3 protein-coding genes are annotated in these 4,933 nt (G+C 54.9%); 2 read left to right on the forward strand and 1 reads right to left on the reverse strand.

Annotated elements, in window-relative coordinates; translation table 11 throughout:
- The first annotated feature begins 126 nt into the window (after positions 1-126).
- Positions 127-2,790: an MMPL family transporter gene (locus JXO48_09240; protein ID MBN2284060.1), complete on the forward strand. Its 2,664-nt coding sequence runs from the start codon at positions 127-129 to the stop codon at positions 2,788-2,790.
- Between the two features lie 105 nt (positions 2,791-2,895).
- Positions 2,896-3,636, forward strand: coding sequence for an outer membrane lipoprotein-sorting protein (locus JXO48_09245; GenBank protein ID MBN2284061.1), 741 nt, complete (start codon positions 2,896-2,898; stop codon positions 3,634-3,636).
- 66 nt (positions 3,637-3,702) lie between these two features.
- Here the strand turns inward: JXO48_09245 and JXO48_09250 are convergent.
- Positions 3,703-4,933: hypothetical protein (locus JXO48_09250; protein ID MBN2284062.1), on the reverse strand; the 1,231-nt coding region annotated here is incomplete at its 5' end.

Below are 4,933 nucleotides of genomic sequence, written 5' to 3' on the forward strand. Positions count from 1 at the left end.
GCCCCTTTGTCGCTTTGCCACCGTTTTATACTTGACAGAACCATTGAATATGCTCATAATCGCCCGTAATGAATTTTCATTACCTATCAGTTTCTGGTGCGGAAGCTGCTCGGGGGCGGTTATTTCATGAATAAATACATACGTTTCGTTCTAAGGTGGCCGAAAACTGTCATCGCTGTCCTCCTCCTCATCTCCATCATCCTCACGCCGGGCATCAAGCGGCTGGAGTTCGACAATTCGGTCGAAGCCTTCCTTCCCAAGGACGATCAGGAATACCTCTTTTTCAACCAGATACGGAACATTTACGGCGACAACGGCCGCTTCCTCATCATGGCGATCACCCCGGAGAACCTCTGGTATCCGGAAACATTCAGGGAACTCGACAGATTCTTCACGGACCTGGAGGAATATCAGACCTTTGATGAGGCCCGGGAGCAGGAACGGCTGCGACGATTCGAAGCTCTCATGGACCGTCCCGGCGATATTTCACGGCGGGACCTCATGAACGCCTTTGCCGACGACCCCGGTTTCCAGCGGCTGCTTGAACGCAAAAGCGCGACGATATTCGGCAGAAAGGGCCATTTCAACGGAAGCGACCTCAGGGGACTCAGGAAAAAGATCATTCGTTCCTGCGAGCTGAAGCGTTCAGGAATGATCGACGATATCATCTCTCCCCTGACGGCGCAGGACATCACCGGCAGGGACGATACCCTCGAGGCCTATTACCTGGTCGAAAAGGATGACAGGGGGAAAAGGATCCTTCCCGGGAACGACCGTGAGCTCGGGGAATTCAGAAGCAAGCTCGAGCGGAATCCAGCCTTCGAAAAAGGCATCTATTCGCGGGATTCCGAAACGGGGGAGATAACCTCCTTCGGCGCCGTCATCAAGTTCTTCAACAAGGGGGACCGCAATCCCATCGCCTGTGAGATACTCCAGATCATCGAAAGCTATCCGGAGCTCGGCATCACCCCCCAGGGCATGGAAATGGTCTACATCTGGATCAACCGGTATCTTCACCACGACCTGTTCACCTTTATTCCGATCGTTCTCCTGGTGGTCATTCTGGTCTTCTTTTTCAATTTCAGGACCACCCGGGGTGTCCTGCTTCCCTTCATATCGCTGGCCATGGGTCTTTTCTGGATCCTCGGCCTGATGGGATACCTGGGGTGCAAGATCACCGCCATCGGCGTCGCCATCCCCGTTCTGATGATCGCCGTGGGCAGCTCCTACTCGATACACATCATGAACCAGTACTATGCCGATTTCCGCATGATCTCCCAAAAAGGAAAGATCGAGGGACTGCGACTCTCCATGACCCATATTTCCCTGACGGTGCTCCTGGCCGGGCTGACCACTTTTATTGCCTTCATGACCCTCGTGACGAGCAGCCTCATCGGCATCAGGGATTGGGGGTTCTTCTGCGCCCTGGGGGTCCTGTTCGCCGTCATGATCTCAAGCTCCCTGATCCCCGCCGGCCTCGCACTGCTGCCGCACAGCACGGAAGTGGCCCTCACCCGGGGAGGGCCGAAAGCCGGTTTCGTCGACCGGATCATCAGGCTCATGACGAGGGGAGCGACCGTTCATTACCGGAAAGTCATGGTCGCGGTGGCGATCGTTCTCTGTATCTCCTTCGTCGGCATATACCGGCTGGAGATCGAAACAACCTTTTTGAGCTACTTCAAGGAACATGATCCTATCCGCCGGAGCGCAAAGCTCATCGGTGACCGCTTCGGCGGCGAACAGTGCCTGAACATCCTTATCGATTCGGGAAAGGCCGACGGCACCAAGGACCCCGGATTTCTCATGATGGTCGAAGATTTCCGCGGGTGGCTCGAATCGGAGGACAACCCGGACCTCAACGTCGGCAGGACCGATGCATTCCCCGACTATATCAAGACCATGCACATGGCCATGAACAACGACCGCAGATCCTATTTCAGCATCCCCGTCCATTCATCGGACATCATGGACTATCTCGAGATATACAGCGGAGAGGATGTGAACTCGGACGGGAGGGTTGACGACTTCGAATCTTACGTGGATCGTGATTTCAGGACCACTAACGTGCTGGCCAGGATCTGCCAGAAACAGGGGCATCCCATCGGGACGGCGGAGATTAACCATATCGCATCGCGAATAGCGGAGCACCTGCGGGGAACGCTGCCGCCCGGCATGTACCACCGGATAACGGGGCACCCCATGATCAACGTCAAACTCGCCTACTATATCGTCATGGGACAGGTGTTGAGCCTGTTCCTTTCCCTGTTCGTCATCGGCGTCATCGTGACGTTGCTCTTCAACCACATCAAGGCGGGGCTGCTGGCACTGATACCCATGAGCGTGGCCGTCATTTTCAATTTCGGCATCATGGGCCTTCTGGGGATCAAACTCGACCTGGCCACATCCATCATTGCCGCCGTCACGATCGGCATCGGCGTCGATGATACGATCCATTTTCTCAACACCTTCAGGCACAACCGCGAAAAAGGATGCAGCGTGGACGAAACGATCGCGAAAACGCTGGCCGTCTCGGGAAAGGCCATAATCTTCACCTCTCTGGCATTGATACTCGGTTTTTCGGTGCTCGTCACATCAAAGTTCATTCCCGTCATACTCTTCGGCATTCTCATGGCGACGACCATGATCGCCACCACCGCAGGCGCCCTGCTCATCCTGCCCGCCGCCATCAAATTGACGGGCGTCCGGATCGTCATGCACGAAGAATCGGAATCCTGGCTGGCGCGGTCTCTGAACCTGGGACGACTCTTCGGACTGGAGCAGGAAAAGTGACCCGTCTCCGGAATTGAATCGGGGAAAACGAAGGTGACCGGTTTTTTCTCGCCGGCGGATGTGATATGATACGCGAAAAATAAAAAAGTGGAGGTAAGGACAGCCGTGAAAATGAGGATTTTTCTGGCCCTGTTGGCGGTCATGTTTTTCCATCAGACACTGTACGCGGTGACGGGACGGGAGATCATGGAAAAGAGCGACGCCCTTCCGGAACCGCAGACGGCGGAAAGCACCGTTCTCATGAACATTTACAAGGGCGGCAGAGTCATGGATAAGGAATTCGAGATAATGGCGAAGAAGTTCCCGAACGACGAGGACCGGATCATGATATCCTTCATCCGGCCGACGAAGATCAAGCTCCTCACCCATTCCTACAAGGGCAAGGACGACGATCAGTGGCTCCGTCTTTCCTCGGGAAAGGTGAAACGGATCGCCTCGTCGGACAAGGGGAAACCGTTCGTGAATTCCCATTTTTACTATGACGACCTCGGTTCACGGGATATCGACGATTACGAATACACGCTCCTGGGTGAGGAGAGCGCCGTCGGAGAGGATTGCTACAAGGTTGAAGCGGTAAAAACACAGGGCGAAAAGGTCTACGACAAGCTCGTCCTTTACGTGAGGAAGTCGGACTACTTCATTGTCAGGATCGATTTCTATCAGGACGGGGAACTCCACAAGTTTCTTGAAAATTACGAGGTAAAGAAGGTGGAGGACGTCCTCACGCCCTTCAAGGCCGTCATGGCACTGGCCAACGGGGCGGGAAAAACAGAACTTCAGATCGAAAAGGTGGAGTATAACAAACCCATCAGAAGCGCCCTGTTCAACAAGGAAGCCCTGAGATGATCAATTGAAAAAGCCCCCCGGAAAGTCATCTCCGGGGGGCTTTGTATCCATCAACCCACACCTTTCCTATTCCGTCAAGAGCGAAGAACCATAGTACTTGTTCATTTCTATCCAGAAGGGACCAAACTCCCCGTCGCCCCGGTCTTCCCGGTTATCCCCCCTGGTGATCCGCTCGATGGGCGTCGGGAAATAATAGGTCCCGAAGAGATCGGCGGGAAACCAGTCGGGAACGATGATCTCTCCGTACCCAGGTATTTCTATGGTGCCGTTACTGATGATCTGTACCGGTTCGTTGCAGTAATACCCGATCTCATCGTCGTCATCGAGGCGGTTGTTGCCGTTCTTGTCGAGAATGGCCACCAGGTATGCCGTTTTTTCCGCGCCGGCCCAGGTAACGCCTCCCTTGATGAGCGGCTCGGGCGGTTCATTCTCCTCCCATACGGTTATCTCGTTGAAAAGGGCCGTAAAGATGTCAAGGTTCCGCGGCGGCACCGGATCGATCCTCTCACCGACGCCGATATAGTCATAGGAGGTCGCGGGAAGCGTCTTCAGGGCAAGGATGTAATCCATATTGATGGAAACAAATACCTTATTGGGAAATCGGAGCCCCACTTCTATGCCGCTCACGTGCAGGGCCATGACGATGATCTTGGCCACCGCCGGGTCAAAGCTGCCCGCGTGGGACATGTCGAGGGCATAGAGAATGGATGAATCGAAATCATACACGTTCTTGCTCAGGAGAAACTCGTATCCCGCGGACGGTACCGGGGTGACCCCGTAATCCAGTTCCACCGTGAAGGCGTAGATCTCCTTGTTCTGTGCGTACCCGATCTTGTCCCCCCCGGTGGGATCGGGAAATCCCCGCTCGTAGTCACGGTCCCAGAGAGCGATCACCGTGATCTCATCACCGGGGAGAAAGTCCGTTTTCGACAGGTCGATATCAAAGAGAAATTCGCCTGCCGGGAGCCGCTCAAAGTACTTGATCGCCGACAGGGGGTCATCGAACAGGACGGATGGATCATCGGCCCTGGCAAGTATGATGCTGACGGGCGGCGCCGTCTCGTCATATCCCTCCGGCGGGGAAAAGCTCCCCTTCAGGGACATGGTGAGACCCGACGGTTCCATGACATCCATGTAGAATCGAACGTCGATATCCCCGGTCTCACCCCCATCAATAGTGATCAGCGTTGGATAGTCCTTCTCGTTTGCGCTGTAATAACCGATCCGGTCGCCCCCGTCGACCTCGCCGTTCCCGTTCACGTCCAGAAGGGCGAAGATATAGACGTTCTCAATGGGA

Source organism: Deltaproteobacteria bacterium, from assembly GCA_016933965.1.
Lineage (GTDB): Bacteria > Desulfobacterota > Syntrophia > Syntrophales > UBA2210 > JAFGTS01.